General features: G+C 68.9%; 30 protein-coding genes and 2 tRNA genes. 20 read left to right on the plus strand and 12 right to left on the minus strand.

Going from position 1 to position 25360, the window contains the following annotated elements; translation table 11 throughout:
* Window positions 1-4: 4 nt before the first annotated feature.
* From rpmD to L8951_RS07940, 5 genes are all read left to right on the plus strand, one after another.
* A complete protein-coding gene (rpmD, locus tag L8951_RS07920; protein ID WP_244382449.1) occupies window positions 5-202 on the plus strand; it encodes a 50S ribosomal protein L30 in 198 nt (65 codons plus the stop codon).
* A 191-nt stretch (window positions 203-393) separates the two neighbouring features.
* A complete protein-coding gene (gene rplO / locus L8951_RS07925; RefSeq protein ID WP_244382450.1) occupies window positions 394-885 on the plus strand; it encodes a 50S ribosomal protein L15 in 492 nt (163 codons plus the stop codon).
* Between the two features lie 102 nt (window positions 886-987).
* Window positions 988-2361: a preprotein translocase subunit SecY gene (gene secY, locus L8951_RS07930; RefSeq protein WP_244382451.1), complete on the plus strand. Its 1374-nt coding sequence runs from the start codon at window positions 988-990 to the stop codon at window positions 2359-2361.
* Window positions 2362-2414: 53 nt separating this feature from the next.
* On the plus strand, window positions 2415-3056 hold the full coding sequence (locus L8951_RS07935; protein WP_244382452.1) for an adenylate kinase: 642 nt from the start codon (window positions 2415-2417) through the stop codon (window positions 3054-3056).
* A 50-nt stretch (window positions 3057-3106) separates the two neighbouring features.
* Window positions 3107-3646 (plus strand): SRPBCC family protein, encoded by a 540-nt coding sequence (locus L8951_RS07940; RefSeq protein ID WP_244382453.1) that lies wholly within the window; start codon window positions 3107-3109, stop codon window positions 3644-3646.
* Here the strand turns inward: L8951_RS07940 and L8951_RS07945 are convergent.
* Window positions 3643-4137, minus strand: a complete 495-nt coding sequence (locus L8951_RS07945; protein ID WP_244382454.1) for a dihydrofolate reductase — start codon at window positions 4135-4137, stop codon at window positions 3643-3645. The two genes, L8951_RS07940 and L8951_RS07945, sit on opposite strands and share 4 nt — an antisense overlap.
* 52 nt (window positions 4138-4189) lie before the next feature.
* Here L8951_RS07945 and L8951_RS07950 point away from each other — a divergent pair, with 52 nt between their 5' ends.
* Window positions 4190-5602 carry an FAD-binding oxidoreductase gene (locus L8951_RS07950; RefSeq protein ID WP_244382455.1) on the plus strand — a complete coding sequence of 471 codons (1413 nt, stop codon included), beginning with the start codon at window positions 4190-4192 and terminating at the stop codon, window positions 5600-5602.
* Between the two features lie 59 nt (window positions 5603-5661).
* Window positions 5662-6093, plus strand: coding sequence for a hypothetical protein (locus L8951_RS07955; RefSeq protein WP_244382456.1), 432 nt, complete (start codon window positions 5662-5664; stop codon window positions 6091-6093).
* A gap of 18 nt (window positions 6094-6111) precedes the next feature.
* Here L8951_RS07955 and L8951_RS07960 read toward each other — a convergent pair whose 3' ends face one another.
* Complete coding sequence (locus L8951_RS07960) at window positions 6112-6687, minus strand: hypothetical protein (protein WP_244382457.1); 576 nt, start codon at window positions 6685-6687, stop codon at window positions 6112-6114.
* Window positions 6688-7083: 396 nt separating this feature from the next.
* On the opposite strand from L8951_RS07960, the gene L8951_RS07965 reads away from it, so the two are divergent.
* Window positions 7084-7521: a DUF2262 domain-containing protein gene (locus tag L8951_RS07965; RefSeq protein WP_244382458.1), complete on the plus strand. Its 438-nt coding sequence runs from the start codon at window positions 7084-7086 to the stop codon at window positions 7519-7521.
* A gap of 54 nt (window positions 7522-7575) precedes the next feature.
* On the opposite strand, the gene L8951_RS07970 is transcribed toward L8951_RS07965, so the two are convergent.
* The 3 genes from L8951_RS07970 to purS form a co-directional block, all read right to left on the minus strand.
* Window positions 7576-7652, minus strand: a tRNA-Arg gene (locus L8951_RS07970).
* 54 nt (window positions 7653-7706) lie between these two features.
* The gene (gene purQ, locus L8951_RS07975) at window positions 7707-8372 is read right to left on the minus strand and encodes a phosphoribosylformylglycinamidine synthase subunit PurQ (RefSeq protein WP_244382461.1); all 666 of its coding nucleotides are present in this window, start codon (window positions 8370-8372) and stop codon (window positions 7707-7709) included.
* A complete protein-coding gene (purS, locus tag L8951_RS07980; RefSeq protein ID WP_244382462.1) occupies window positions 8369-8599 on the minus strand; it encodes a phosphoribosylformylglycinamidine synthase subunit PurS in 231 nt (76 codons plus the stop codon). The genes purQ and purS overlap by 4 nt, the downstream gene beginning before the upstream one ends.
* Window positions 8600-8774: 175 nt before the next feature.
* Between purS and L8951_RS07985 the strand changes: the two genes are divergently transcribed.
* Both L8951_RS07985 and L8951_RS07990 read left to right on the plus strand, forming a co-directional pair.
* A complete protein-coding gene (locus L8951_RS07985; protein ID WP_244382464.1) occupies window positions 8775-8927 on the plus strand; it encodes a hypothetical protein in 153 nt (50 codons plus the stop codon).
* A gap of 32 nt (window positions 8928-8959) precedes the next feature.
* Window positions 8960-9367 carry a PaaI family thioesterase gene (locus tag L8951_RS07990; RefSeq protein ID WP_244382465.1) on the plus strand — a complete coding sequence of 136 codons (408 nt, stop codon included), beginning with the start codon at window positions 8960-8962 and terminating at the stop codon, window positions 9365-9367.
* 1 nt (window position 9368) lies between these two features.
* Here the strand turns inward: L8951_RS07990 and L8951_RS07995 are convergent, their stop codons facing one another.
* Entirely contained in the window at window positions 9369-10490 is a 1122-nt protein-coding gene (locus L8951_RS07995; protein ID WP_244382466.1) for an acyl-CoA dehydrogenase family protein, read from the minus strand.
* 6 nt (window positions 10491-10496) lie between these two features.
* Window positions 10497-11654 carry an acyl-CoA dehydrogenase family protein gene (locus tag L8951_RS08000; protein ID WP_244382467.1) on the minus strand — a complete coding sequence of 386 codons (1158 nt, stop codon included), beginning with the start codon at window positions 11652-11654 and terminating at the stop codon, window positions 10497-10499.
* Between the two features lie 79 nt (window positions 11655-11733).
* On the opposite strand from L8951_RS08000, the gene L8951_RS08005 reads away from it, so the two are divergent.
* The 8 genes from L8951_RS08005 to L8951_RS08035 all read left to right on the plus strand — a co-directional run bounded on the left by L8951_RS08005 (window position 11734) and on the right by L8951_RS08035 (window position 20251).
* Window positions 11734-12981: an acyl-CoA dehydrogenase family protein gene (locus L8951_RS08005; protein ID WP_244382468.1), complete on the plus strand. Its 1248-nt coding sequence runs from the start codon at window positions 11734-11736 to the stop codon at window positions 12979-12981.
* Window positions 12978-13100 (plus strand): hypothetical protein, encoded by a 123-nt coding sequence (locus L8951_RS11545; RefSeq protein ID WP_265535977.1) that lies wholly within the window; start codon window positions 12978-12980, stop codon window positions 13098-13100. The genes L8951_RS08005 and L8951_RS11545 overlap by 4 nt, the downstream gene beginning before the upstream one ends.
* Window positions 13097-13885, plus strand: a complete 789-nt coding sequence (locus tag L8951_RS08010) for an SDR family NAD(P)-dependent oxidoreductase (RefSeq protein ID WP_244382469.1) — start codon at window positions 13097-13099, stop codon at window positions 13883-13885. Before L8951_RS11545 ends, L8951_RS08010 begins: the two co-directional genes overlap by 4 nt.
* On the plus strand, window positions 13882-14652 hold the full coding sequence (locus L8951_RS08015) for an SDR family NAD(P)-dependent oxidoreductase (protein ID WP_244382470.1): 771 nt from the start codon (window positions 13882-13884) through the stop codon (window positions 14650-14652). Before L8951_RS08010 ends, L8951_RS08015 begins: the two co-directional genes overlap by 4 nt.
* 17 nt (window positions 14653-14669) lie before the next feature.
* The gene (locus L8951_RS08020) at window positions 14670-16724 is read left to right on the plus strand and encodes a 3-hydroxyacyl-CoA dehydrogenase NAD-binding domain-containing protein (RefSeq protein WP_244382471.1); all 2055 of its coding nucleotides are present in this window, start codon (window positions 14670-14672) and stop codon (window positions 16722-16724) included.
* 113 nt (window positions 16725-16837) lie between these two features.
* Window positions 16838-17383 carry a cytochrome b gene (locus L8951_RS08025; RefSeq protein ID WP_244382472.1) on the plus strand — a complete coding sequence of 182 codons (546 nt, stop codon included), beginning with the start codon at window positions 16838-16840 and terminating at the stop codon, window positions 17381-17383.
* Window positions 17384-17457: 74 nt separating this feature from the next.
* The gene (gene typA / locus L8951_RS08030; protein WP_244382473.1) at window positions 17458-19293 is read left to right on the plus strand and encodes a translational GTPase TypA; all 1836 of its coding nucleotides are present in this window, start codon (window positions 17458-17460) and stop codon (window positions 19291-19293) included.
* A gap of 448 nt (window positions 19294-19741) precedes the next feature.
* Window positions 19742-20251, plus strand: coding sequence for a cell wall hydrolase (locus L8951_RS08035; RefSeq protein WP_244382474.1), 510 nt, complete (start codon window positions 19742-19744; stop codon window positions 20249-20251).
* A gap of 105 nt (window positions 20252-20356) precedes the next feature.
* On the opposite strand, the gene L8951_RS08040 is transcribed toward L8951_RS08035, so the two are convergent.
* From L8951_RS08040 to L8951_RS08050, 3 genes are all read right to left on the minus strand, one after another.
* Window positions 20357-20878, minus strand: a complete 522-nt coding sequence (locus tag L8951_RS08040) for a hypothetical protein (protein WP_244382475.1) — start codon at window positions 20876-20878, stop codon at window positions 20357-20359.
* Between the two features lie 46 nt (window positions 20879-20924).
* Window positions 20925-21083: a hypothetical protein gene (locus L8951_RS08045; protein ID WP_244382476.1), complete on the minus strand. Its 159-nt coding sequence runs from the start codon at window positions 21081-21083 to the stop codon at window positions 20925-20927.
* Window positions 21084-21259: 176 nt separating this feature from the next.
* Window positions 21260-21333 (minus strand) — tRNA-Gln (locus tag L8951_RS08050).
* A gap of 171 nt (window positions 21334-21504) precedes the next feature.
* Between L8951_RS08050 and L8951_RS08055 the strand changes: the two genes are divergently transcribed.
* Entirely contained in the window at window positions 21505-22572 is a 1068-nt protein-coding gene (locus tag L8951_RS08055) for a Ppx/GppA phosphatase family protein (RefSeq protein WP_407696401.1), read from the plus strand.
* 9 nt (window positions 22573-22581) lie between these two features.
* Entirely contained in the window at window positions 22582-23280 is a 699-nt protein-coding gene (locus L8951_RS08060; protein WP_244382478.1) for an RlmE family RNA methyltransferase, read from the plus strand.
* Between the two features lie 3 nt (window positions 23281-23283).
* Here the strand turns inward: L8951_RS08060 and L8951_RS08065 are convergent, their stop codons facing one another.
* Both L8951_RS08065 and L8951_RS08070 read right to left on the minus strand, forming a co-directional pair.
* Window positions 23284-23994 carry a DsbA family protein gene (locus L8951_RS08065; RefSeq protein WP_244382479.1) on the minus strand — a complete coding sequence of 237 codons (711 nt, stop codon included), beginning with the start codon at window positions 23992-23994 and terminating at the stop codon, window positions 23284-23286.
* 2 nt (window positions 23995-23996) lie between these two features.
* The gene (locus L8951_RS08070) at window positions 23997-25358 is read right to left on the minus strand and encodes a M48 family metalloprotease (protein ID WP_244382480.1); all 1362 of its coding nucleotides are present in this window, start codon (window positions 25356-25358) and stop codon (window positions 23997-23999) included.
* Between the last annotated feature and the right edge of the window lie 2 nt (window positions 25359-25360).

Here is a 25360-nt window from a genome sequence, read left to right on the forward strand (position 1 = left end):
CCCCATGGCCAAGAAGAACGACGCCAAGACGATCAAGATCACCCAGACCGGCTCGCCGATCCGCCGCGACAAGACGCAGCGGGCGACCCTCGTCGGTCTCGGCCTCAACAAGATGCATCGGACCGTCGAAGTCAAAGCGACGCCCGAAGTGCTCGGCGCGGTGAAGAAGGTCCAGCACCTCGTCACCGTCGAAGAGGCGTAAAGCGATCGGCTGCCCGGCCCTCGCGGGGCGGGCGGCGAAAGGGGAGAGGGGCTTCACCTTGCGTGACGGCCCCTCTTGCCCGTTCAGGCGACCTGTCCTAGAGGCAGCGCGCCGGGAGCCTTCACCCCAAGTCGCTTGAAGGCCTCCCCTTTTTCAACAAGCGCGATGAAAAGCGAAAGCGAGTGCAAGACATGACCATCAAGATCACCGACCTCAAGGACAACGACGGCGCCCGCAAGGCGCGCATGCGCGTCGGCCGCGGCATCGGCTCGGGCAAGGGCAAGACCGGCGGGCGCGGCCAGAAGGGCCAGAAGAGCCGTTCGGGCGTGTCGATCAACGGCTTCGAGGGCGGGCAGATGCCGCTCCACATGCGGCTGCCCAAGCGCGGCTTCAACAACCCGTTCGGCAAGGACTATGCGATCGTCAACATCGGCATGGTCCAGAAGGCGATCGACGAGAAGAAGCTCGACGCCAAGAAGGTCGTCGACCAGGACGCGCTCAACGCGATCGGCCTGACCCGTGGCGGCAAGGACGGCGTGCGCCTCCTCGCCAAGGGCGAGCTCAAGTCGAAGCTGACCTTCAAGGTCGCGGGTGCCTCGAAGGGCGCCATCGAAGCGGTCGAGAAGGCCGGCGGCAAGGTCGAAGTGATCGCGCCGAAGGCCGACGACAAGGCCGACGCCTAAAAGTTGGTGTGAAGGGGTGGGCAATGTCCCGCCCCTTCCTATATCGAGCCTCCGGGGGGGTGGCCGCGTGTCGCCCGGCTTGAACAGTTAAGGGAACGAGACATGGCGACCTCCGCCGAGAACATGGCTGCCGGCATCAGCTTCGACAGCTTCCGCAAGGCCACCGACCTCAAGAAGCGGCTCTGGTTCACGCTCGGCGTGCTGGTGCTGTTCCGCTTCCTGTCCTTCGTTCCCATTCCCGGCATCGACCCGCGCGCGATGGCGCAGCTGTTCGACACGCAGCGCGGCGGGGTCCTCGACTTCTTCAACACCTTCTCGGGCGGCAGCCTCGAGCGCATGAGCATCATCGCGCTCGGCATCATGCCCTACATCACCGCCTCGATCGTGGTGCAGCTCGGCGCCGCGCTGCACGAGCCGTGGAAACAGCTCAAGAAGGAAGGCGAGGTCGGGCGCAAGAAGCTCAACCAGTACACCCGCTACCTGACCGTGCTGCTGACCACCGTGCAGGGCTATGTCATCGCCACCGGGCTCGAGGGGCTCGGCGCCAACCAGGGCATCGCCGCGGTGGTCGAACCGGGGATGACCTTCCGCATCGCCGCGACCATCAGCCTCATCGGCGGCACGCTGTTCCTGATGTGGCTGGGTGAACAGATCACCAGCCGCGGCATCGGCAACGGCATCAGCCTCATCATCATGGCGGGCATCGTCGCCTCGATGCCGGGGCTCCTCGCCCAGCTGTTCGAGAGCGGGCGCTCGGGCGCGGTCGACCCGCTGGTCGTCGTCTCGGTGCTCGTCCTGCTCGTCGTCATCGTCCTGTTCATCTGCTTCGTCGAGCGCGCGCAGCGCCGCGTGCTGGTGCAATATCCCAAGCGCGCCACCGCGCGCGGCATGATGCAGCAGGAGCGCAGCCACCTGCCGATCAAGGTCAACATCGCCGGGGTCATCCCGCCGATCTTCGCCTCCTCGATCCTGCTGATGCCGCTCACCGTGCTCCAGTTCGCGGGCGGGGGCGCGGATCCCGACGCGGCGTCGAGCGACGTGCTCATCACCATCTCGACCTTCCTCCAGCGCGGCGCGCCGCTCTACCTGTTCCTCTACGGGGCCGGCATCGCCTTCTTCTGCTTCTTCTACGCGGCGGTGCAGTTCAACTCGGAGGACACCTCGGAGAATCTGAAGCGCGCCGGGGGCTTCGTGCCGGGCATCCGCCCGGGCAAGGCGACCGAGCAGTATTTCGACTATCTCCTGAACCGCATCACGGTGATCGGCGCGGCCTATCTGGTGACCATCTGCCTGATCCCTGAGATCCTCTTCTCGAACCTCGATGTCGGCTCGGCGCTGCTCGGCGGCACCAGCCTGCTGATCATCGTCAACGTGACGGTCGACTTCGTGAGCCAGGTGCAAAGCCACCTGATCGCGCACCAATATGGCGACCTCATCAAGAAGGCCAAGCTCAAGGGTGGCGGTCGCCGCCGCTAGCCGCTAGCCCTGTCGCAAGAGGGCATTGATTCGACCGAGGGGACGCGAGCCACATGGACATCATTCTTCTTGGCCCCCCGGGCGCGGGCAAGGGGACGCAGGCGCACCGGCTCGAGGCGGATCGCGGGATGAAGCAGCTGTCGACAGGCGACATGCTGCGCGCCGCGATCAAGGCGGGGACCCCCGTCGGGCGCGAGGCCAAGGCGGTGATGGAACGCGGCGAGCTGGTCTCCGACGCCATCGTCTCGGCGCTGATCGGCGAACATCTCGAAAGCGCCACCCGGGGCGCCATCTTCGATGGCTATCCGCGCACCCAGCCGCAAGCCGAGGCGCTCGAGCTGCTGCTCGCCGACCGCGGGCGCGAACTGGCGCATGTGATCGAACTCAAGGTCGACGAGGATGCGCTGGTCGAGCGGATCTGCGGGCGCTTCTCCTGCGCCGACTGCGGCGCGCTCTACCACGAGACCGCCAAGCCGCCCGAGGTGGCGGGCACCTGCGACGAGTGCGGCGGGCACGACTTCAAGAAGCGCCCCGACGACAATGAGGAAACGGTGCGCAACCGGATGGCCGAATATCGCGCCAAGACCGCGCCGATCCTGCCCTTCTACGAGCGTCGCGGGCTCGTCCGCGAGGTCGACGGGATGGGCAGCGTCGAGGCGGTCGCCGCCGCGATCGACGCCATCCTCGACAGCTAGGGGGCCTTGCGCCTAGGCTCGGGTTCCTGTCGCCACGAGGGGAATTGCCGATGCTGCGCCACCTGCCGCTCCTTGCCGCCGCCACCGCCGCGCTGATCGGCGCGCCGGGCGCGGCGCATGCCGATGTCATCGCCGCCACCACCAACAGCTTCCACATCCGCCACGAGGTGCCGCTGGTGGTGCCCGCGGCGCGCGCCTTCGACCTCCTCGCGCGGCCCGGCGACTGGTGGAGCGATGCGCACAGCTATTCGGGCGCGGCCGCCAACATGCGGCTCGAGCTGCGGCCGGGGGGCTGCTTTTGCGAGATCTGGGACGCGGGCGCGGTCGAGCACTTGCGCGTCGTCGCGGTGACCCCGGGCGAGCAAGTCGTGCTGGCGGGCGGGCTCGGCCCGCTGCTCTACGCCCCCGCGAGCGGGACGATGGTCTGGAAGGTCGAGCCGGGCGGCACGGGCGCGATCCTGACGATCGACTACAAGGTCACGGGGTTCGCCGCCAACGATGCCGCCGAATGGTCGAGCCGGGTCGACGCGGTGCTCGCCGAACAGGTGATGCGCTTCCGCGCGGCGGCGGCGGCGATGCCGCGGCGCTAACCGCGCGCGAGCGTGACGAAGCGGTAGCCGGGGCGCGTGCCCTCGGGCGGATGTTCCTCGCACGCCACCTCCCTCCAGCCCGGCGCCGCGCGCGGGTCGGGCAGGAAGGTGTCGGCCTCGGGCGAACACAGGATCTCGGTCAGCTCGATGCGCTCGGCGTGCGGCAGGTAGAGGGCGAAGATCTCGGCGCCGCCGATCACCCAGATCGGTTCGCCTTGCGCACGCGCCAGCGCTTCCTCGGGATCGTGCGCCACCTCGGCGCCGCGGCCCTGCCAGTGCGGATCGCGGGTCAGCACGACGTGGCGGCGCCCGGGCAGCACGCCGGGCAGGCTCTCGAAGGTCTTGCGCCCCATGATCAGCGCGCCCCCCATGGTCAGCGCCTTGAAGCGCTTGAGGTCGGCGGGCAGGTGCCAGGGCATGCTGCCATCCTTGCCGATCGCGCCATTTTGCGCGCGCGCGATGATCATGTTGATGGGGGGGCTCGGGGTCATCGCCGACCCATGCGGCTTTTAGCCGCGCATGGGAAGGGCTAAGAGCCGGGGGATGACCGATCCTTCGCCCCTCATCGCGGCGCTGCGCGAGCGGCTCGGCCCGCGCGTCGTGACGACCGACCCCGAGCGCATCGCGGGCTGGACCACCGACTGGCGCGGGCGCTGGACGGGGCGCACGGCGGCGCTGCTCGAGCCGCGCTCGACGGCCGAGGTGCAGGCGATCGTACGCGCCGCCGGGGACCATCGCGTGCCGCTCGTGCCGCAGGGGGGCAACAGTTCGATGGTCGGGGGCGCGACCCCCGATGCCAGCGGCACCGCGCTGATCCTGTCGCTGCGGCGAATGGACGCGGTGCGCGCGATCGACCCCGAGCGCCGACAGGTGGTGGTCGAGGCGGGGATGGTGCTCGAGACGCTGCACGCGCGGCTGCTCGAGGCGGGGCTGCGGCTGCCGCTCGACCTCGGCGCGCGCGGCTCGGCCACGCTCGGCGGGCTCGCCAGCACCAACGCCGGGGGGACCGAGGTGCTGCGCCACGGCACGATGGGCGCGATGGTGGTCGGGCTCGAGGCGGTGATCGCGGGGGGCGAGCTGCTCGACACGCTCAGCCCGCTGAAGAAGGACAATCGCGGGCCGCGGGTCGACCGGCTGCTGGTCGGCGGGGAGGGGCAGTTCGGGGTGATCACCGCGCTGCGGCTCCAGCTCGTCGCGGCGCCGCGCGACCGCGCGAGCGCGTGGGTCGCGGTCGACGACCCGAAGGCGGCGCTCGAGCTGCTGCGCTTCTGCGAGGCGCGCTGCGGGGCAATCGAGGGGTTCGAGCTCATCCCCGCCGACGTCGTCGCCGCCGCGGTCGCGGTGATGGGCGTGACCCCGCCGATCGAACGGGCGGCGTGGCATGTGCTGGTCGAGGCCAAGGGGCAGGGCGATCCGGGCACGCTGGCGGGCGCGCTCGAGGCGATCCTCGGCGACGCGCTCGAGGCGGGGCTGGCGCGCGACGCGGTGGTCGCGCGCTCGGAGGCGCAGGCCGAGGCCTTCTGGCGCATCCGCCATTCGCTCTCGGAGGCCGAGAAAAAGCATTACGGCATGGCCAACAGCCACGACGTGTCGGTGCCGGTCGACGCGATGCCCGGCTTTCTCAAGGAGGTGCGCGAGGCGGTCGAGGCGCGTTGGCCGGGGACGAGCGTGTCGGGCTACGGGCACCTGGGCGATGGCAACATCCACCTCCACGTCCGCGCGATGGACCGCGCGTGCGCCGACTGGCGCGAGACCGAGGGCGCGGCGATCGAGCGGGTGGTGCACGACATGGTGGCCACACACGGCGGCTCGATCAGCGCCGAACATGGCATCGGGCAGATGAAGCGCGGCGAGTTCGCGCGGCTCGGCGAGCCGGGGCGGCTGCAGATGCTGCGCGCGCTCAAGGCCGCGCTCGACCCCGCGGGCATCTTCAACCCGGGCAAGCTGCTGCCCTGACCCCGCGCGCCCGGTGCTCGCCCGTTGAGGCGCCCGGCGTCGCCGCCTAGGCTGCGCCGATGACCGACGACATGCTGGGCTTTCTCGAAGGGCAGGTCGAGGCGCAGGCGAACATCGCCATGGCGCACCTGACCGACAGCCATTGGACCGACCTTTCGAGCGGGCGCAATGTCGGCAAGGACGAGCTGCGCGCGGTGGCGCTCCTGTCGGCGGCGGTGCACCAGCTGCAAGCCCTCGAATGGAGCGATCCGCAGGAATGCGCGCGCGCCGCCGCCAGCGCGCTGCAGTCGGTCCGCGAGGATCATCGCCGCCGCCACGACGACCCCGACGGCTATGGCGACGCGAGCATTCGCACCGTGATCGAGGCGTTCGACGCCTATTGCGACGAGCACGAGCTGGTGCCCCGCGCGCCCCCGCCCGCGCCGGCGCCCGCGCCCGCGCCCGGTCGCCCGTCGCGCGGGGTCCTTCGCCAGCTGTTCGGGCGTCGCTGACCGCGCGCCCGCTCGGCCTCAGCGCGCCGGTTCGCCCACCTCTGCGGGCCGGGAGAGCAGGCGGTCGAGCGCCCGGAGCAGCTCCTCGAGCACGACCTGCCGCGCCTCGAAACTGGTGTAGGAAGGCGCGTTCGCGGCGCCTTCGCGTGCCTTGCCCGGCGCGCGCATGACCACGACCAGTTCGCCGACCGCCGCCAGCGCCCCCGCGCCATCGCCGCCCGGGGTGCACATGCCCCCCGACCAGTAGGCCTCCAGCGTCACCGGCGCCCCGGGCAGCGCGCCCTTGACGCGCACCAGCGGCGCGATCGTGGCCCGGCGGGCGTCCGACGGGGGATAATGCATCTCGGTCCAGGGCGCCGAGCGGGTGATCCTGCCGATCCACACGTCGTCGGCGCGCTCGAACGCGGACAGCTGTTGTCGATAGGCCATCAGCAGCGTGTCATTGTCACCGATGCGCTCGACGCGCGCGCGATGTTCCGCCTCGCTTTCGAGCGGCAGTCGGGGGATCGGCAGCTCGTCGATCGAGCAGGCAAGCGCGGGCTCGGCGAGCGCGAGCGCGGCGAGCGCGGCGAGGCAGGTACGGACGCGCGTCATCGGTGTCTCCCCTTGGGCCGTCCCCGCGATAGCAGATCGACGCGCGGCCACTAATCGCCGCCCTTAGCGCCGATGATCGCGGGGAAAGGCTGGGCAAGCGCGGCCGGGCGCTGCTGGCGGTCCGGGCAGACCCATGCTAGCGCTGTGCGCTGCAGCCGGTGATCGAGGCCGGAAACGAGGGGGACCCGACCATGACGCTCGCCACAGCCTTCGCCTTCATCCTGCCATCGTCGATGGCGGCCAGCGCGCGCGCCGGCCGGTGATCGCGAAGGATGGTGCCCGGGCTTCGCAGCGCTCGAGATCGCGCGCGCTCGACCGTCGACGCCAGCGCCATCGCTAGTGCCGGTGCCTCCGTTCGCGCGGCTTCGCGACGCCATCGCGCGCCTGCTCGCCCCGATGCCTGAGACGATCGACATCGAGGGGCTGGGCGAGCTGCGGCGCGACCCGGACCGCCCCAATTGCTACACCGCCTCGGTCGCCTTCGATGGCGCGGCGGTCACGCTGGTCATCCACGACGAGGCGATCTCGCGCCGCGGCATCGCTGCCGCCGCGCCCTTCGCCCTCGAGATGCTCGAGATGCCCGATGTCGTGCAGGAAGAAGCGCGCGAGATCGCGGGGGAGCAGCTGTTTTCGCGATGGCTGTTCGGCAGCGAGGGCGACGAGACCGTGTCGCTGTACGACTGGAAGCGCGGGCTCGCGCTCGATCGGATCTGGGTCATGCCCGACGGGCGCACGATGGTCGACTTCGCCCCAGGCCGCCCCTTTGCGGGGCACCGCGTGACGGTGGCGGGCAGGGCGCCGCTCGATTTCGACGAGGCCTATCTGTCGGTCTAGCCGACCGGCTCGCCGCGCGCCGCCGCGCCGCGCCGCGCGGTCGCTGGGGAAGAATGGTGCGCCCGGGTGGATTCGAACCACCGGCCTCAAGATTAGAAGTCTCGTGCTCTATCCAACTGAGCTACGGGCGCATCGCGGACCAGCGTTAGCGGGTTGAGCGGGATTTGCGAACCGCCGTCGTGCGATCAGGCGATCTGGCCGACCAGCGCCTCGAACAGCCGCCGCCCGTCGGTGTTGCCATGCGCGCGTTCGAACGCGCGTTCGGGGTGGGGCATCATCCCGAGCACGTTGCGCTGCGCCGAGAGGATCCCCGCGATGCCGCGCGCCGAGCCGTTGATGTTGTCGACATAGCGAAAGGCGACGCGCCCCTCGCCCTCGAGCCGGTCGAGCGTCTCGGCGTCGGCCTGGTAGTTGCCGTCGTGATGCGCGACGGGGATGGTGATGCGTTCGCCCTCCTCATAGCCCCGCAGGAAGGGACTGTCGCTCGTCTCGACGCGAAGCTGCGCGTCGCGGCAGATGAAGTGGAGCCCGGCATTGCGCATCAGCGCGCCGGGGAGCAGCCGCGCCTCGGTGAGCAGCTGGAAGCCGTTGCAGATGCCGATCGTCGGCACCCCGCGCGCGGCGGCGGCGGCGACCGCCTTCATCACCGGGCTGACCGCGGCCATCGCCCCCGAGCGCAGATAGTCGCCGTAGGAGAAGCCGCCGGGCAGCCCGATCAGGTCGGTCCCCGCGGGCAGCTCGCTCTCGGCGTGCCAGACCATGTTGGGCTTCTTGCCGGTCACGCCCTCGAAGGCGACGGCGAGGTCGCGATCGCAGTTGGAGCCGGGGAAGACGATGACCGCGGCGGTCACAGCACGTCGACCTTGTAATTCTCGATCACCGTGTTCGCGAGCAGCTGCTCGCACATCTTGTCGATCGTCTCGACCGGGGTACCGTCGGCGAGGTCGAGAAGGATGACCTTGCCCGCGCGCACGTCCTCGACGCCGTCGAAACCGAGCCCGCCGAGGGCATGGTGGATCGCCTTGCCCTGCGGATCGAGGACGCCGGGCTTGAGGGTGATGGTGACGCGCGCTTTCATGGGGGCCTCGTGTCGCAAAGTGGAGCCGTTCCCCGCCCGCTAGCGCAAAGCGCGCAGGCCGCCAAGCTTTACCCTTTGGCAACCCTGTTCGCCGAAGGTGCGCGGCGGCCTCGCCCGGGAGACCCCGCCGCCGACGCGGGGGGCGGCGACGCCCGCAGGCCAGGAGGAGAGGGCGATGATCGTTGGACTGTCATCGGTGATGTTCATTGCGCTGTTCGGCTGGGGCGCCGAATATTTCGGCTGGAGCGATCCGCACGGGCGCGTCCAGTGGGCGCTGTTCTCGGCCTTCGTGCTGGGGATCCTCGCGGGCTACAAGACCAAGGGCTGACAGCCCGCGCCCGATCGGCTAGCGCGCGGGGCATGGACCCTGCCGCCGACCTCGACCCCGACCTGCCCCCCTATGCGCAACTGCTGCGCCTCTCGGTCAGCAAGCGCGAGGGGCGGGTGCATTTCGTCATGCCCTTCCACGAGGACGTCACCGGCAGGCCGGGGTTCCTGCACGGCGGGGCGATCGCCGCGCTGCTCGAATTCGCCGCTTACGCCACGCTGCGCGACCGGCTCGGCGCCGAGGAGGCGCAGGTGCGGATCAAGCCGGTGACGGTGACGGTCGACTACATGCGCGGGGGGCGCCCGCGCGACACCCACGCCGAGGCGGTGATCGAGCGGCTCGGGCGGCGGCTCGCCAACATCGATGCCTTCGCCTGGCAGGAGAACCGCGACGCGCCGATCGCGAGCGCGCGGATGAACGTGCTGCTCGAGCGCGCCTGACCTAGCGGCCCGCCACCTTGAGCGCGTGATAATTGGGGCTGCCGAACAGCTCGTCGACCACCGCTTGGCGCTTCATGTAGAAACCGATGTCATGCTCGTCGGTCATGCCGATGCCGCCGTGCATCTGGATCGCTTCCTGCACCGCGAGCCGCGACACGCTGCCCGCCTTGGCCTTGGCGACCGAGACGAACAGGTCGGCCCTCGACGAACCCTCGTCGATCAGCTGCGCGGCCTTCAGCGTCGCGGCGCGCGCGATCTCGATCTCGCCCCACAGGTGCGCGGCGCGGTGCTGCAACGCCTGGAAGCTGCCGATCGGCCGGCCGAACTGCTTGCGCTCCTTGAGATAGTCGTTGGTCATGCCGAAGGCGCCGGCGGCGACCCCGGTCAGCTCGGAGGCCGCCCCCGCGCTGCCCGCGGCGAGCGCGCGGGCGAGCGGCGCCCAGCCGCCGTCGACCTCGCCGACCACCGCGTCGGCATCGACCGCGACATGATCGAACGTCAGCCGCGCCGCCTTGCTCGCATCGGCGAGCGCGACATTCTCGATTCCCAGCCCCTTGGCACCCTTCTCGAGCGCGAACAGCGTGATCCCCTCGGTTTCGCCCGCGCGGCCCGCGGTGCGCGCGGCGACGAGGATCAGGTCGGCGCTCGCGCCATGGACGACGAACTGCTTGTTCCCCGACAGGGTGAAGCCGTTGCCCGAGCGGGTCGCCTCGAGCGCGGTCTGCGCGGGGGCGTGATGCGCGCCTTCATCGACCGCCAGCGCGGCGACCGTCTCGCCCGACAGGATCGTGGGGAACCAGCGCTTGGCATGCTCGGTGCCTTCGAGCGCGCGCACGGTCGCGACCGCGGTGGTCAGGAAGGGCGAGGGGGTGAGGTTGCGCCCCACTTCCTCGAGCACGACATTGGCCTCGACCTGTCCCAACCCCGAGCCGCCGTCCTCTTCGGGGATGAGGATGCCGGTGAGGCCGAGGTCGGCGAACTGCTTCCACAGCCCGTGTCCGAACCCGTCCTTGCAGCCGATGTCGCGCCAGTGGCGCAGCTGGGTCTCGATCTTGCCCTCGTCCGCCATGAAGGGGCGCACCGTATCCTGCAGCATGAGCTGGTCGTCGTTGAGTTTGAGCATGGTGGATCAGGCTCCCGGAAGCTGGAGGATATGCTTGGCGATGATGCCGAGCTGGATCTCGGAGGTGCCGCCCTCGATCGAATTGCCCTTGGTGCGCAGCCAGTCGCGGGGCTTGGCGCCGCCCTTCGACCGCTCGCTCTCCCATTCCAATGCGTCCGACCCGCCGCCCTGCATCACCAGTTCGTGGCGGCGCTTGTTCAATTCGGTGCCCGCGTATTTCATCATGCTGGGCTCGGCGGGATGCGCCTCGCCCGCCTTGAGCTTGTCGATGAACGCCTCGCTCATCGCCTGGAAGGCGAGCGCGTCGACGTCGAAGCGCGCGAGGTCGGCGGCGAGGATCGGGTCGGCGTCGGGGATCGCCTCGCTCATCAGGCTCGAACCCGCGCCACCGCCGAGCCCCATCCCGCTGATCATCTCGCGCTCGTGCCCGAGCAGGTACTTGGCCACCGTCCAGCCTTCGTTCTCCTTGTGGACGAGCTGGTCCTTGGGCACCTTCACATCGTCGAAGAAGGTCTCGCAGAAGGGCGAAAGGCCGCTGATCAGCTTGATCGGCCTGGTGCTGACGCCCTCGCTCGCCATGTCGAAGAGCAGGAAGCTGATCCCGCCATGCTTGCTCTCTTTCGAGGTGCGCACGAGGCAGAAGATCCAGTCGGCCTGGTCGGCGTAGCTGGTCCACACCTTCTGGCCGTTGACGAGATAGTGATCGCCCTTGTCCTCGGCCCTGGTGGCAAGCCCGGCAAGGTCGCTCCCCGCGCCGGGTTCCGAATAGCCCTGGCACCAGCGGATCTCGCCGCGCGCGATCGGGGGCAGGAAGCGCTGCTTCTGCTCCTCGGTGCCGAACTTCAACAGCGCGGGGCCGAGCATCGAGATGCCGAAGCTGGTGAGCGGGGTGCGCACGCCCATCCGCTTCATCTCGGCCCTGAGGATCTTGGTCTCCTCGGGGCCGAGCCCGCCGCCGCCATATTCCTTGGGCCAGTCGGGCACCGTCCAGCCCTTGGCCGCCGCCTTGTCGAGCCACGCCTTCTGGTCCTCCGATTGGAAGACGAAATCGCGCCCGCCCCAGCAGATATCCTTTTCGGATTTCATCGGCGTGCGCATGGAAGCGGGGACATTGTCCTCCAGCCAACTCCTTATGTCGCGTGCAAAGCTCTCCAGATCGGGCATGGCCTTGTCCTTTACGAAAACGGCAAGTAGCTCCGTTTTGGAACGCTACCGAAGCGTTGGCAACAGGGAGAGCGGCTCGATGGACTTTGACCTTACGGAAAGGCAGGCCTTTTTCCGCGACCGGGTGAAGGCGTTCATCGACGAGCATGTCCGGCCGCGAGTCGGGGACTATCACGAACAGATCGCGACGGGCGATCGCTGGCAGCCGCTGCCGCTGATCGAGGAATTGAAGCCCAAGGCGCGCGAAGCCGGTCTGTGGAACCTGTTCATGCCCCCCGGCGGCCAGCTTGCCCACGTCGACGAGAGCTTCGAGTTCGAGGGCGAACAGCTCACCAACCTCGAATATGCGCTGTGCGCCGAGGAGATGGGGCGGCTCCTGTGGTCGAGCGAGGTGTTCAACTGCTCGGCCCCCGACACGGGCAATATGGAGGTGCTCCACCGCTACGGCACGCGCGCGCAGAAGGACCAATGGCTCGCCCCCCTGATGCGCGGCGAGATCCGCTCGGCCTTCCTCATGACCGAGCCCGGGGTGGCCTCCTCGGACGCGACCAACATCACCTGCTCGATCCAGCGCGACGGCGACGACTATGTCATCAACGGCAGGAAATGGTGGTCGAGCGGTGCCGGCGACCCGCGCGCGAAAATCGCGATCCTCATGGGCAAGACCGACCCGGAGGAACACAAGTATCGCCAGCAGTCGATGATCCTCATGCCCCTCGATGCCGACGGCGTGACGGTCGAACGCCCGCTCACCGTCTACGGCTATGACGATGCCCCGCACGGACACATGGAGATCAAGCTCGACAATGTCCGCGTTCCCGCCTCGAACCTCCTGCTCGGCGAAGGGCGCGGGTTCGAGATCGCGCAAGGCCGCCTTGGACCGGGGCGCATCCACCATTGCATGCGCACCATCGGCGCGGCGGAGGAAGCCTTGGAACTGATGGTCAAGCGGCTTAACAGCCGCGTCGCCTTCGGCAAGACCATCGCCGAACATTCGATCTGGGAACAGCGCGTCGCCGAGGCGCGGATCGAGATCGACTGCACGCGGCTGCTCTGTTTGAAGGCCGCCGACATGATGGACAAGGTCGGCAACAAGCAGGCCAAGGCCGAGATCGCGATGATCAAGGTCAAGGCGCCCAACATGGCGCTGAAGGTGATCGACGATGCGGTGCAGGCGTTCGGCGGCGCAGGCGTCAGCCAAGACACCCCGCTCGCGCACATGTGGGCGGGGATCCGCACGCTGCGGCTCGCCGACGGCCCCGATGAAGTGCATGCGCGCTCCATCGCCAAGCTCGAATATGCCAAGCATGCGGGGCTCCAGCCGTGAGCCGCAAGCTGCGCCGAGGCGGAGGGCTCCCCGGCTGCCTCCTGCGCTTCCTTTTTCTCGCCGGGCTGTTCTTCATGCTCGGCGCCTTGTTCAAACTGGGATGGGATTTCGCATCATGACCGACCCCTTCGACCTTTCCGGCAAGACCGCCATCGTCACCGGCTCCAGCCGCGGGATCGGCAAGGCGATCGCCGAGCAGTTGGCGATGCGCGGCGCCAATGTCGTCATCTCGAGCCGCACGCAGGAAACCTGCGACGAGGTCGCCAATGCGATCAACGCGGCGGGCGCTGGCGGTTCCGGGGGCAAGGCCATCGCGGTCGCCGCCAACATCTCCGACAAAGCCGGGCTGCAGGCGATGGTCGACAAGGCCAATGCCGAATTCGGCCAGGTCGACATCCTCGTCTGCAACGCCGCCTCCAACCCCTATTTCGGGCCGATGGGCGGGATCAGCGACGAGCAGTTCGAGAAGATCCTCCAGAACAACGTCATCTCCAACCACTGGCTGATCCAGATGGTCGCGCCGGGCATGCTCGAGCGCGAGGACGGCTCGGTCGTCATCGTCTCCTCGATCGGCGGGATGACCGCCTCGACCACCATCGGTGCCTACAACGTCTCCAAGGCCGCCGACTTCCAGCTCGCACGCAACCTCGCCGCCGAGTTCGGGCCCAAGAAGGTGCGCGTCAACTGCATCGCGCCCGGCCTCATCCGCACCGACTTCGCGAGGGCGCTGTGGGAGAACCCCGAACTCCTCAAGAAGATCACCCGAACCATGCCGCTGCGCCGCATCGGCGAGCCCGAGGAGATCGCGGGCGCCGCCGTCTATCTCGCCTCGCCCGCCTCCGGCTACATGACCGGGCAGAGCATCGTCGTCGACGGCGGCGCCACGGTGGGGGCCGGGCTGTGAGCGCCGGGGAGACGGAAGGCCGCCTCGCCGGCAGGATCGCGATCATCACCGGCGCGGGCTCGGGGATCGGCAAGGCCACCGCCGAGCTGTGGCGCGCCGAGGGCGCGACCGTCGTCGGCGCCGACCTGATGGGCGCCGATGTCGAGGTCGACGCGGGCTCCGAACAGTCGGTCAAGGCGCTGGTCGAGCAGACCGTCGACCGGCATGGCGGGCTCGACCTCTTCTTCGCCAACGCCGGCGTCTCGGGCGGCTTCGACGGCATCTTCGACCAGGACGAGCGCGCGTGGGAGGAAATCCTGCGCGTCAACCTGATCGGCCCGGCGATGGCGATCAAGCATGCCGCGCCCCACATCAAGAAGCGCGGCGGCGGCGCGATCATCGTCACCGCGAGCGTCGCGGGGCTGCGCTCGGGCGCGGGCGGGCCCGCCTATACCGCCTCGAAGGCGGGGGTGATCAACCTCGTCAAGATCGCGGCGCAGCAGCTCACCGGGTCGAACGTGCGCGTCAACGCCATCTGCCCCGGGCTCATCGAGACGGGCATGACGCGCTTCATCTACGATCACGCGCGCGCCAAGGGGCGCGAGGCCGAGATCGGCAGCCTCAACCCGATGCAGCGCGGCGGCGAACCGCAAGAGATCGCCCACGCCGCGCTGTACCTCGCGTCCGACGAGGCATCCTACGTCAACGGCCACGCGTTGGTCGTCGACGGCGGATTGTCCAGTTCACACCCCTATACGCGGCAGGTCTACGGCCGCACCGCAAGCTAATACGGAGAGAGACGAATATGAGCGATCCCATCAGCACCGAAGACCATGGCCCGGTCCGCATCATCTGGTCGGACAACCCGCCCGTGAACGCATTGGGCGCGGCGGTGCGGCAGGGCCTCGTGCGCGAGATCGAGGCGGCCGAGGCCGATGACGCCGTCGAGGCGGTGGTTATCGCCTGCAAGGGGCGCACCTTCTTCGCCGGCGCCGACATTTCGGAATTCGGCAAGCCCCCGGTGATGCCGTGGCTGCCCACCGTCGTCGACCGCATCGAGGCGTGCGAGAAGCCCGTCGTCGCGGCGATCCACGGCACCGCGCTGGGCGGTGGCTGCGAGGTCGCGCTCGGCTGCCACTATCGCGTCGCGCTCCCCTCGGCCAAGCTCGGCTTCCCCGAGGTCAATCTCGGCCTCCTGCCCGGCGCGGGCGGCACCCAGCGCGGGCCCCGCGTCGCGGGGGTCGAGCTCGCGCTGCAGATGGCGGTGACGGGCAAGCCCGTCTCGGCACAGGTCGCCGCCGACGCAGGGCTCGTCAATCGCCTCGTCGAGGGCGACCTCATCGAACATGCGGTGGCCTATGCCAACGAAGTGAAGGACACCCGCCCGTTGCCGCGCAGCTCGCAGCGCGACGACCGCCTCCAGGATGTCGACCCCTCGATCTTCGAGGAGTTCAAGAAGAAGAACGCCAAGCTCTTTCGCGGCGACGTCGCCCCGGCGGCCAACCTCGAGCTGGTCAGGATCGCGACCGAGAAGCCCTATGAGGAAGGCGTCATCGCCGAGCGCAACAAGTTCATGGAGCTGATGGTTGGCGACCAGGCCAAGGCGCGGCAGTATTTCTTCTTCGCCGAACGCAAGGCGAGCAAGATCGAGGGCGTCTCCGACGACGTCCAGCCGCGCGAGATCAAGCGCGTCGGGGTCATCGGCGCCGGCACGATGGGCGGCGGCATCTCGATGAACTTCCTCACCGCGGGCATCCCCGTGACCATCGTCGAGATGAACCAGGAAGCGCTCGACCGCGGCACCGGCATCATGCGCAAGAATTACGACAGCACCGCCAGGAAGGGCCGCATGACGCCCGAGCAGGTCGAGCAGGCGATGGGGCTGTTGAAGCCTTCGCTGAATTTCGACGACCTCGCCGAATGCGACCTCATCATTGAGGCGGTCTACGAGAATATGGACGTCAAGAAGGACATCTTCGGGCGCCTCGACGGCATCGCCAGGAAGGGCGCGATCCTCGCGTCGAACACCAGCTATCTCGACATCAACGAGATCGCCGCGGCGACCAGCCGGCCGCAGGACGTGCTCGGCCTCCACTTCTTCTCGCCCGCCAACATCATGAAATTGCTCGAGGTGGTGCGCGGCGACAAGACCGCCGATGACGTGCTCGTCACCGCGATGGCCATCGCCAAGAAGATCCGCAAGGTCGCGGTCATCGCGGGCGTCTGTTACGGCTTCATCGGCAACCGCATGCTGATCCCGCGCCAGCTCGAGGCCGAAAAGCTGCTCATGGAAGGCGCCACCCCGCAGCAGGTCGACAAGGTCCATGTCGAGTTCGGCATGCCGATGGGTCCCTTCCAGATGGCCGACCTCGCGGGCGTCGACATCGGCTGGCACCGCGATCCTTCCCGCATCGAGAGCATCCGCGACGCGCTCTGCGCGATCGACCGCTGGGGCCAGAAGAAGGGCGCGGGCTTCTACGACTATGACGAGAACCGCCGCCCGAGCCCGTCGGAGAAGGTGCAGGGCATCATCGACGACTTCGCCAAGCAGAAGGGGATCGAGAAGCGCGAGATCTCCGACCAGGAAATCATCGAGCGCACGCTCTACACGATGGTCAACGAGGGCGCGAAAATCCTCGAGGAAGGCAAGGCGCAGCGCGCCTCCGACATCGACGTCGTCTGGGTCTACGGCTACGGCTGGCCCGTCTATCGCGGCGGCCCGATGTACTGGGCCGACAGCGTGGGTGCGGACAAGATCGTCGAGGGGCTGAAGCGCCAGCAGGAGCGGCTCGGCGACAAGTTCAGCTTCAGCCAACTGCTCCTCGACAAGGCGGAGAAGGGCGAGAAGTTCACCCGCTAGGCGGGCTGTCCTGAAGAAAAGGGCCGCTGTCACCCCGTCGTGGCGGCGGCCTTTTTCGTTGAACAAGGGCGGCGCGCGTGCCAGCGTCCGCCAAACGCATTTCCGGGGGGACCATGCAAAAGCCGCTGCACCGCTATTCCACGCTCGCCGCCTTCTGGCACTGGCTCGCCGCCGCGCTGGTGATCGGCCAGTTCACCACCGGCTGGCTGTTCCACAAGGTGTATGAGAAGGGCACCCCCGAGCGGCTCGAATGGTTCAGCTGGCACAAGACCATCGGCGCGGCGCTGATCGTCGTCGTCCTCCTGCGCCTGCTCACCCGCTTCTTCGTCGCCGCCCCCAAGCAGCCACCGCGGCTGCCCGGCTGGCAACGCGTCGCGGCGGGGGTGAGCCACTTCCTCCTCTATGTCTTCCTCGTCGCCATCCCGCTCGGCGGGCTGATGGCGGTGTCCGACGGCACCAGCTGGGTCGAACTCAAGTTCGGGCTCGCCTTTCCCGCCGTGCCGGGGGTGACCGAGGCGGTCGCCGACTGGGCGGGCGATGCGCACGAGACCTATGTCTGGGCCTTCGCCGCCCTGCTCGGGGTGCACCTGCTCGCAGCGGCCTATCACCAGAGCCGCCGCGACAGCGCCGCGGGTCGGATGCCCCCCTTCTCGCGCTAGTCGCCGCACGAGGGCTAGGCGGGGGCGCGCTTTTCGGCTAGGGGGCCGCCAAACCTCTAGCCGGACAAGATAATATGCAACTTCGCAACGTGGCGATCATCGCCCACGTCGACCATGGCAAGACAACGCTCGTCGACCAGCTCTTCCGCCAGTCGGGCACCTTCCGCGAGAACCAGCGCGTCGAGGAACGCGCGATGGATTCGAACGATCTCGAGAAGGAACGCGGGATCACCATCCTCGCCAAGTGCACCTCGATCGTCTGGGAAGGCGAGGGGCGCGAGCCGGTGCGGATCAACATCGTCGACACCCCCGGCCACGCCGACTTCGGCGCCGAGGTGGAGCGCATCCTCTCGATGGTCGACGGGGTGATCCTGCTCGTCGACGCCGCCGAGGGGCCGATGCCGCAGACCAAGTTCGTCTGCCAGAAGGCGCTCGGGCTCGGCCTCAGGCCGATCGTCGTCGTCAACAAGATCGACCGTCCCGACGCGCGCGAGGCCGAGGTGCTCGACGAGGTGTTTGAGCTGTTCCTGACGCTCGACGCCAATGACGAGCAGCTCGACTTCCCCGCACTCTACGCCTCGGGCCGTTCGGGCTATGCCTCGAAGGACCCGACCGCGCGCGAGGGTGACCTCCAGCCGCTGTTCGAGACCATCGTCGACCATGTCCCGGCGCCCGGGCTCGATCCCGACGCCGAGTTCAAGATGCTCGCCACGCTGCTCGACCGCGACAACTTCCTCGGGCGCATCCTCACCGGGCGCATCGAGCAGGGCAGCTTGAAGGTCGGCGATCCCGTGCGCGCGATCGACGTCAACGGCAACAAGGTCGAGGACGCGCGCATCTCCAAGCTGTTCGCCTTCCAGGGGCTCGAGCGCGTGCCGGTCGAGAGCGCCAAGGCGGGCGACATCGTCGCCATCGCCGGCCTCATGACCGCGACCGTGTCGAACACCATCGGCACCCCGACCATCACCGAGCCGGTCCCGGCCAGCGAGATCGACCCGCCGACGCTGAGCATGACCTTCGCGGTCAACGACAGCCCGTTTGCGGGCCAGGACGGCGACAAGGTGCAGAGCCGCGTGATCCGCGAACGGCTCGAGCGCGAGGCCGAGACCAATGTCGCGATCCGCGTGTCCGAAAGCGCCGACAAGGACGCCTTCGAGGTCGCCGGCCGCGGCGAACTCCAATTGGGCGTGCTCATCGAGAACATGCGCCGCGAGGGGTTCGAACTGTCTATCAGCCGCCCGCGCGTGCTGCTGCGCGACGGCCCCGACGGGCGCGAGGAGCCCTATGAGACCGTCGTCGTCGACGTCGATGACGAATATTCGGGCACGGTCGTCGAGAAGATGGCGATGCGCAAGGCCGAGATGACCGACATGCGTCCCTCGGGGCAGGGCAAGACCCGGCTGACCTTCTCGGCCCCCTCGCGCGGGCTGATCGGCTATCACGGCGAATTCCTCTCCGACACGCGCGGCACCGGCATCATGAACCGCGTGTTCGAGCGCTACGGCCCCTACAAGGGCAAGATCGAGGGCCGCCAGAACGGCGCGCTCATCTCGATGGATAAGGGCGATGCGGTCGCCTACGCGTTGAACGCGCTCGAGGATCGCGGTATCCTGTTCATCAGCCCCGGCGACCCGCTCTACGCGGGCATGGTGATCGGCGAGAATGCCAAGCCGCAGGACCTCGAGGTCAACGCCCAGAAGTCCAAGCAGCTGACCAACTTCCGCGCCTCGGGCAAGGACGAGGGCATCCGCCTCACCCCGCCGCGCCGGATGACGCTCGAACAGGCGATCGCCTATATCCAGGACGACGAGCTGGTCGAGGTCACCCCCAATGCGATCCGGCTGCGCAAGCGCTATCTCGACACGCACGAGCGCAAGAAGATGGCGCGCAAGGACGCTGCGGCGATCTGATTCGCGTCTCGGGCGCAAATCCGCCCGCCGACGAACCGAAGGCGCTGGTCGATGAGCTGCGACCGGCGCCTTTTTCGTTCATGTAAACGACAGCTAATCGTTCATGAAGCCGAAAGAAAAACCGTTTGTTTTCAAGATGTTGCACATTTCGTCGCACTGCACAATCCGTTTACCGCGCCGCATCTTTTTTAATTTCAACAAGGCACTAAATTGATCCTTGTAACGAGAGAGAGCGAGGGCTCGCGCCGCCGTGGAGGGTAGGCGAAGAGCGAGAGCGAGACGGACGGAACCTTCAGCCGCCGCGTAGCGGGGACGAGCCTGCTGGCAGCTGAACGCACGGCCGCACGTATTAGAGACAATCTTGACTAAACTTCGTATTTCGGGCCTCGCGCCCGTCATTGGTGCCACTTTGCTTGCGACCGCCGGTGGTGCCCAGGTTTCCGCACACATGACCGCCGCCACTGGCCCCGCGCTCGATGCCGAGACGCGTGCCGCCTTCCTCGACCGCGCGGCCGAAATCGCCGAAGACGAGCAGTTCACCCTCGACGAGATGGTCGAGAACAACCGCGGCATCGCCGACAGCGAGCTCGACGAACAGGAATGGTGTCTTGCCAACGCGGTCTATTTCGAGGCGCGCGGCGAGAGCCTCGAGGGGCAGCTGGCGGTCGCCGACGTGGTGATTAACCGCACCGAGAGCGAACGCTACCCCGATACGTGGTGCGACGTCATCAAGCAGAAGGCGCAGTTCAGCTTCGTGCAGAACCGCCGCTTCCCCAAGATCACCGAGATGCAGGCGTGGGATACCGCCAAGGCGGTCGCGCAGGTCGCGATCGACGATGCGCACGAGATCGTGCGCGGCGACGTGCTGTGGTACCACGCCGACTATGTCAGCCCGCACTGGGCGCCCGCGTTCGACGAGGTCGCCAAGGTCGGCGTCCACATCTTCTACCAGAGCTAAGCGCTAGGACCCGCACCGGGTCCCACGGGCCTCTCTCTCGTTACAATTGAGAGGGCGGGGTCGGGCACGCGGTGCCCGGCCCCGTTTGGCCTCGGGCCGGCGGGGCTAGTTGCTCGGCTTGCACAGCGCGCCGTCGGTGCACAGGACGGTGACCGCATCGATATCGGCATCGCCCTCGACGGTCCGCCCCGAATTCGCGTAAGTTACCGACACGTTGCCGGCGGGCAGGCCGCGCGGGTCCAGCCCGGCGCGCCGCACGAGCGCGGGATCGGTCAGCGTGATCGAGCGGATGCGCGCGCCCTCGCCGAGCCCGTCGAGCAGCGCCGGGCGACCGCCGTTCATCCAGCGCGAGAAGTCGGCCCGATCGGGAAAGACCAGCACCAGCGCGAGCAGCGCGCCATCCTCATTGTCGAAGGTCGCGCGGGCGACGCGGGGATCGCGCGCGAGCCGTTGCGCGACCAGCAGCGGTCGCTCCACCGCCGGGGCGTCGGCGGTGAGCCGCACGACGAGCGCGGGCGCGGGCGCGGCGGCCGCCACGGGCGGCGCCGGCGGCGCCGCGGCCAGCGGGGCGGGAAGGACCGCGGCGAAGGCGGCGGCGACGAGCGTGGGGCGAGTGCGAGGCGACATCGAGCGACCAGCGCTCGGGCGCGCGCCTTCGTTCCGCGCGCCGGCCTCAGCCCTCGCGGGCGTGCTCGAGGCTGCGTGCGCGCGCGGCATAATGGCGCGCCAGTTCGTCGTGGACCAGCCCGGCGCGGCGCGGCGCGGACGCGGCGGCGAGCCGCCGTTCCTGTTCCGCGCGATCGCGAAAATATTCGAGATCCTCTTTTTGCATGGCGCGTGCCTCTCCCCGTGGCAGGGCGACGATTATGCCGCAAAAAGCGTCCGACTTCAATGCGATACAGCGGCGCCCGCAAGGACGGCGCCAGGCCGGCGCGGGGGCCCCGCGCGCACGGCGGGCGCAAACGCGGGCGCGGTCCGATGTGGCGGTGGCAGGGGCGGGAAAAGCGCTGGATGCCCCACGTGGATTCGAACCACGATTGACGGATTCAGAGTCCGTAGTCTTACCATTAGACGATGGGGCAACTCGTGGCGCGGCAGGGCCGCTCCGGAGCGCGTGGGCGGGCTGATAAGCGGCGCGGGGCGGGCTGTCAACCGATGCATCGCAAGGTCGGTTGCGCAGGCACGGAAAAGGGGGCTAAAAAGGGGACAGGTCAGCCGCGGACGTATTCCCGACCGCGGTGTCGTGTTGGAAGATGATGGTTATGGCGCAGGACGCCGCAAGACAGGCCCCGCCGCGCCGCAGGCGCGCCGGGCGCGCGCGTGGACAGCGCCCCGGGGGGCCGCCGCGCGGGGGACGGAGCCCCAGCTATGGCGCGCTCGACCTGGGCACCAACAATTGCCGCCTCCTCATCGCGCGTCCCGACGGGGGCGAGGGCTTCACCGTCATCGACGCCTTCAGCCGCATCGTGCGCCTCGGCGAAGGGCTCGCCGCCAGCGGGCGCCTGTCCGACGAATCGATGGACCGCGCGGTCGCCGCGCTCGGGGTGTGCGCGCAAAAGCTCAAGCGCCGCAACGTCACCATCGCGCGCTCGGTCGCGACCGAGGCCTGCCGCCGCGCCGCCAACGGGCGCCAGTTCGTCGACCGCGTGCGGCGCGAGACCGGGATCGTGCTCGACATCATCCCGCCGCAGGAAGAGGCGCGGCTCGCGGTGCTCGGCTGCCACAAGCTGCTCGGTCCGGGCGATGGCCCCGCGGTCATCTTCGACATCGGCGGCGGCTCGACCGAGCTGGTGCTGGTCGAACCCCACGGCGAACTGCCGCGCATCCGCGCCTGGTGGTCGGCGCCGTGGGGGGTGGTCAGCCTGACCGAGAGCGAGGGGCGCGAGAATATTGAGGGGCCCGACCGGATCGCCGCCTACGACCGCATGCGGCGCCGCGCGCGCGAGGGCTTCGCGCGCTTCGCCGAATGGCTGCCCAAGGACCGCGCCGACATCCGCCTGCTCGGCACCAGCGGCACGGTCACCACGCTCGCCAGCGTCTATCTCGAACTGCCGAGCTACGATCGCCGCGCGGTCGACGGGCTGCATGTCCCGATTGACGCGATGCGGCTGATCACCCAGACCATCGCCGAGCGCGATCCGGCGGGGCGCGCCGCGTTGCCTTGCATCGGCACCGAGCGCGCCGACCTCGTGGTGGCGGGCTGCGCGATCCTCGAGGCGATCCTCGACATCTGGCCCGCGAGCGAGCTCGGTATCGCCGACCGCGGCATTCGCGAGGGCATCCTGCGCAGCCTGATGGCGCGCGACGGCTATCGGTTGTAGGGGCGCGGCATGGTGAAGAACACGAGCGGGCGCGGCCGGGGCGGGGGCAAGCAGCGGGTGCGGACCGCCAAGCGGCGCACCGCCGCCTCGACCCGCTGGCTGCAGCGCCAGCTCGACGATCCCTATGTGAAGGCGGCTAAGGCCGACGGCTACCGCAGCCGCGCCGCCTACAAGCTGCTCGAGCTCGACGAGCGGTTCGACCTGCTCAAGGGCGTCAAGGGGGTGGTCGACCTCGGGGTGGCGCCCGGCGGCTGGACGCAGGTGGTGCGCCAGAAATGCCCGCAGGCGCGCGTCGTCGGCATCGACCTGTTGCCGACCGACCCGATCGAGGGCGCGACGCTGCTCGAGATGGATTTCATGGACGATGCCGCCCCCGACCGGCTCAAGGAAGAACTGGGCGGCCCCGCCGACCTCGTCCTGTCGGACATGGCCGCCAACACCATCGGCCACAAGCAGACCGACCACCTGCGCACCATGGGGCTGGTCGAGGCGGGGCTCGACTTCGCGCTCGAAATCCTCGAGCCGGGGGGCGCCTTCGTCGCCAAGGTGCTCGCGGGCGGCGCCGACAAGGAACTCGTCACCCTGCTCAACCGCAATTTCGACAGCGTGAAGCACGCCAAACCACCCGCCAGCCGCAAGGGCTCGAGCGAATGGTATGTGGTGGCGAAGGGGTTTCGCGGCCGCGCCGGCGAGGCGGGCGAGGGCTAGGCCCTAGCTGCTGGCGCGCCGCGCCGCCTCGATCGCATTCTTGTAGGCGGCATAGCCGTCGGCCGAGTTGATCACCCGGTTGCCGATGACGAACACCGGGGTGCCGCTCGCGCCCAGCGCGTTGGCGAGTTCGAAATTCTTCTGCAGCTCGGCCTCGAACGCCGGGTCCTCGATCGCCTCGAGGGTCAGCCCGACATGCTCGAGCGCGGCGGTAATCGTCTGCTCGTTGGGGCGCCCCTGCGCGTAGAGGAAGTCGTGGAACGCCTCGAAGCGTCCCGCCTTGGCGGCGGCGAGGCTGGCGCGCGCGGCGATGACGCTGTCGGGGCCGAGCACGGGCAGTTCGCGATAGACAACGCGCAGCCCCTCATCCTCCGCGAGCAGCCGGTCGATGTCGGGCTTGGCCTGCCGGCAATAGCCGCAGGCATAGTCGTAGAATTCGACCAGCACGACCTCGGCGTCGGCGGCCGAGGCCCCCTGCACCGCGCTTTCGAACGGGGTCTCGAGCAGCGCGCGATTGGCCTCGATCAGCGGCGCATATTGGCGGTCGCGCAGCACGTCGCTGGCCTCGAGGATGATCTCGGGATGCTCGAGCAGGCTGGCGCGCACCAGCCGTTCGCCCATCAGCTGGGGGGCGGCCGAATAGAAGATCGCGGCGCTGGCGAAGGCGCCGACGAGCCCGCCCAGCGCGGCGGTCACAAAGGGGGTCTTGGCCATGGCTATCGAATCTCCTCGCCGGCTTTGCGCAATTCATGTTCGCTGACCATGGCGATGTCCTGCGCGCGGATAAAGTCCGGTCCTTGGCCGATCCCGTTCATCGCCATCCGCGCGGAGGCGAGCGCGAGCTTGTGCTGGCCGAGCATGTGGAAGCGCTCGGCGCTCGCCAGCGCGGCGCGCGGGGTGTCGCCCTCGCGTTCGTAGATGACGCCCAGCTGGTACCAGGCGAAGGGGTTGTACCGGTCCTGGAGGACGGCGCGGCGCAGCACCGTCTTGGCCTCGTCGAAGCGGCTCTCGTCCTCGGTCGCGACCAGCGCATGGCCGAGCGCGGTGGCGATCAGCGGCTCGTCGGGGGCCAGTTCGAGCGCGCGGCGCAGCGGCGCGAGCGCGGCGGCAGGGTGCCCCGATTCGAGCAGGATCTGCCCCTTGAGCTCGAGCAGGTAGGGATCATCGGGATGCGCGGCGACCAGCGCCTCGACCTCGGCCAGCGCCTGCTCGGGATAGGCGCCCTGGTGATAGGCATAGGCGCGCGCGGTGCGCGCGGCGGCGTCGTCGCGCGCGTGCGGATAGTCGCGCAGCGCGCGCGCCGGGTCGAGATAGCCGATCAGCTTGGCCTTGACGCGCTGGAAGCGGGCCTCGAGCGCGGGGTCGTTGGCGCGGCGCCACGCGGGGTCGTTCTCGTAGATGTTCTGCAGGTAGGAGACGCGCTCGCCCGACAGCGGGTGGGTGCGCTGGTAGCTGTTGTCCTGCGGGATCGCGTAGCGGAATTCCTGGTTCTGCAGCTTCTTGAAGAATTCGATCGACCCGCGCCCCGAGATCCCGGCCGCCGACAGATAGCTCGCCCCGGCGATGTCGGCGCTGGTCTCCTGCGTGCGGCTGAAGGCGAGGAAGCGGGTGCGCGCGACCTGTTGGCCGAGCAGCATTGCGCCCATGCCCGCCTCGCCGCCGCCCGCCGCCATCGCCAGACCGCCGAGCAGCAGCGAGGCGATCGAGATGGTCGAGGCGTCGTTGACCCCGCTCTGGAGGCGGATGATATGCCCGCCCGCCACATGCCCGAGCTCGTGGGCGATGACCGCCTGCAGCTGGCCGACATGGTCGGACGAGGCGATCAGCCCCGAATGGATGTAGACCCGTTGCCCGCCGGCGACGAAGGCGTTGATGCTGTCGTCGTTGATGAGGACGAATTCGACATTGTCGGGGCGCATCCCCGCGGCCTCGACCAGCGGCGCGGAAATGTCCGCGAACAGCGCCTCGGTCTCGGCGTCGCGCAGGAACTGCTGGGCCGCGGCGGGACGGATGGAAAAGAGCGCGAGCAGCGCGACGAGCGCGGTCACGGTGGCGAGGCGATGGGCGATCCGCGTCATGG

Origin of the sequence: Sphingomicrobium astaxanthinifaciens (assembly GCF_022865105.1) — a bacterium.
In the GTDB taxonomy this organism is placed as follows: Bacteria; Pseudomonadota; Alphaproteobacteria; order Sphingomonadales; family Sphingomonadaceae; genus Sphingomicrobium; species Sphingomicrobium astaxanthinifaciens.

What these genes read in the sequence shown, in the direction of transcription:
- rpmD (WP_244382449.1), top strand. Translation starts at nt 5, where the DNA reads ATGGCCAAGAAGAACGACGCCAAGACGATCAAGATCACCCAGACCGGC.
- rplO (WP_244382450.1), top strand. Translation starts at nt 394, where the DNA reads ATGACCATCAAGATCACCGACCTCAAGGACAACGACGGCGCCCGCAAG.
- secY (WP_244382451.1), top strand. Translation starts at nt 988, where the DNA reads ATGGCGACCTCCGCCGAGAACATGGCTGCCGGCATCAGCTTCGACAGC.
- L8951_RS07935 (WP_244382452.1), top strand. Translation starts at nt 2,415, where the DNA reads ATGGACATCATTCTTCTTGGCCCCCCGGGCGCGGGCAAGGGGACGCAG.
- L8951_RS07940 (WP_244382453.1), top strand. Translation starts at nt 3,107, where the DNA reads ATGCTGCGCCACCTGCCGCTCCTTGCCGCCGCCACCGCCGCGCTGATC.
- L8951_RS07945 (WP_244382454.1), bottom strand. Translation starts at nt 4,137, where the DNA reads ATGACCCCGAGCCCCCCCATCAACATGATCATCGCGCGCGCGCAAAAT.
- L8951_RS07950 (WP_244382455.1), top strand. Translation starts at nt 4,190, where the DNA reads ATGACCGATCCTTCGCCCCTCATCGCGGCGCTGCGCGAGCGGCTCGGC.
- L8951_RS07955 (WP_244382456.1), top strand. Translation starts at nt 5,662, where the DNA reads ATGACCGACGACATGCTGGGCTTTCTCGAAGGGCAGGTCGAGGCGCAG.
- L8951_RS07960 (WP_244382457.1), bottom strand. Translation starts at nt 6,687, where the DNA reads ATGACGCGCGTCCGTACCTGCCTCGCCGCGCTCGCCGCGCTCGCGCTC.
- L8951_RS07965 (WP_244382458.1), top strand. Translation starts at nt 7,084, where the DNA reads ATGCCTGAGACGATCGACATCGAGGGGCTGGGCGAGCTGCGGCGCGAC.
- purS (WP_244382462.1), bottom strand. Translation starts at nt 8,599, where the DNA reads ATGAAAGCGCGCGTCACCATCACCCTCAAGCCCGGCGTCCTCGATCCG.
- L8951_RS07985 (WP_244382464.1), top strand. Translation starts at nt 8,775, where the DNA reads ATGATCGTTGGACTGTCATCGGTGATGTTCATTGCGCTGTTCGGCTGG.
- L8951_RS07990 (WP_244382465.1), top strand. Translation starts at nt 8,960, where the DNA reads ATGGACCCTGCCGCCGACCTCGACCCCGACCTGCCCCCCTATGCGCAA.
- L8951_RS07995 (WP_244382466.1), bottom strand. Translation starts at nt 10,490, where the DNA reads ATGCTCAAACTCAACGACGACCAGCTCATGCTGCAGGATACGGTGCGC.
- L8951_RS08000 (WP_244382467.1), bottom strand. Translation starts at nt 11,654, where the DNA reads ATGCCCGATCTGGAGAGCTTTGCACGCGACATAAGGAGTTGGCTGGAG.
- L8951_RS08005 (WP_244382468.1), top strand. Translation starts at nt 11,734, where the DNA reads ATGGACTTTGACCTTACGGAAAGGCAGGCCTTTTTCCGCGACCGGGTG.
- L8951_RS08010 (WP_244382469.1), top strand. Translation starts at nt 13,097, where the DNA reads ATGACCGACCCCTTCGACCTTTCCGGCAAGACCGCCATCGTCACCGGC.
- L8951_RS08020 (WP_244382471.1), top strand. Translation starts at nt 14,670, where the DNA reads ATGAGCGATCCCATCAGCACCGAAGACCATGGCCCGGTCCGCATCATC.
- L8951_RS08025 (WP_244382472.1), top strand. Translation starts at nt 16,838, where the DNA reads ATGCAAAAGCCGCTGCACCGCTATTCCACGCTCGCCGCCTTCTGGCAC.
- typA (WP_244382473.1), top strand. Translation starts at nt 17,458, where the DNA reads ATGCAACTTCGCAACGTGGCGATCATCGCCCACGTCGACCATGGCAAG.
- L8951_RS08035 (WP_244382474.1), top strand. Translation starts at nt 19,742, where the DNA reads ATGACCGCCGCCACTGGCCCCGCGCTCGATGCCGAGACGCGTGCCGCC.
- L8951_RS08040 (WP_244382475.1), bottom strand. Translation starts at nt 20,878, where the DNA reads ATGTCGCCTCGCACTCGCCCCACGCTCGTCGCCGCCGCCTTCGCCGCG.
- L8951_RS08045 (WP_244382476.1), bottom strand. Translation starts at nt 21,083, where the DNA reads ATGCAAAAAGAGGATCTCGAATATTTTCGCGATCGCGCGGAACAGGAA.
- L8951_RS08055 (WP_407696401.1), top strand. Translation starts at nt 21,505, where the DNA reads ATGATGGTTATGGCGCAGGACGCCGCAAGACAGGCCCCGCCGCGCCGC.
- L8951_RS08060 (WP_244382478.1), top strand. Translation starts at nt 22,582, where the DNA reads ATGGTGAAGAACACGAGCGGGCGCGGCCGGGGCGGGGGCAAGCAGCGG.
- L8951_RS08065 (WP_244382479.1), bottom strand. Translation starts at nt 23,994, where the DNA reads ATGGCCAAGACCCCCTTTGTGACCGCCGCGCTGGGCGGGCTCGTCGGC.
- L8951_RS08070 (WP_244382480.1), bottom strand. Translation starts at nt 25,358, where the DNA reads ATGACGCGGATCGCCCATCGCCTCGCCACCGTGACCGCGCTCGTCGCG.